This is a genomic window from Bacillus sp. LR--39 (assembly GCF_053613335.1).
In genome coordinates, this window is record NZ_JBSIOT010000491.1 from 1 (window position 1) to 925 (window position 925).

A 925-nucleotide genomic window follows, 5' to 3' on the forward strand; every position below is an offset into this window, starting at 1 on the left:
GGCCCTGAGCCGTGGAAAGTGGCTTATGTAGAGCCTTCCAGACGTCCGGCAGACGGCCGCTACGGGGAGAACCCGAACAGACTGTATCAGCATCATCAGTTCCAGGTCATTATTAAACCGTCACCTGATAACATTCAAGAGCTGTATTTGGATTCCTTGCGTGCTCTTGGAATTGATCCGCTTGAGCACGATATTCGCTTTGTTGAAGACAACTGGGAGAATCCGTCTTTAGGCTGCGCGGGTCTAGGCTGGGAAGTTTGGCTTGACGGAATGGAAATAACACAATTTACGTATTTCCAGCAGGTCGGGGGATTAGAGTGTAAACCCGTTTCTGTAGAGATTACGTATGGAATAGAGCGTCTCGCGTCTTATATCCAGGATAAAGAAAACGTGTTTGACTTGGAATGGACGTCAGGGTTTACAGTAAAAGATTTATTCATGATGGCTGAATATGAGCATTCTGTTTATACGTTTGAAACATCAGACGTCGATATGTTGTTCCAATTGTTCAGCACATATGAAAAAGAAGCGATCAAGCAAATGGATAACGGACTTGTTCATCCAGCGTATGACTATGTGCTGAAATGCTCGCACACCTTCAATCTGCTTGACGCCAAAGGTGCGATCTCTGTTACCGAGCGGACGGGCTATATCGCAAGAGTGCGGAATTTAGCTAGAAAAGTAGCAAAAACCTATTATGAGGAACGAGAAAAACTAGGGTTCCCAATGCTTAAAGGGGAGGGTTCTTCTCATGAGTAAACAGGATTTACTTTTAGAGATCGGATTAGAGGAAATGCCGGCGCGCTTTTTGAATGAAAGCATGGTTCAGCTTGGCGACAAGCTGACAGGCTGGCTTAAAGAAAAAAATATTACTCACGGTGAAGTGAAACTCTTCAATACACCGAGACGTCTTGCTGTGTTCGTT

At 45.0% G+C, this 925-nt stretch carries 2 protein-coding genes; both read left to right on the forward strand.

The window, feature by feature from the left end:
• The coding region (gene glyQ / locus ACWHAR_RS24380; protein WP_452088095.1) for a glycine--tRNA ligase subunit alpha at positions 1-759 on the forward strand (759 nt) is incomplete at its 5' end.
• Positions 752-925 (forward strand): glycine--tRNA ligase subunit beta (locus ACWHAR_RS24385; protein WP_452088096.1); only part of this gene is annotated, 174 nt, incomplete at its 3' end. The genes glyQ and ACWHAR_RS24385, both read left to right, overlap by 8 nt.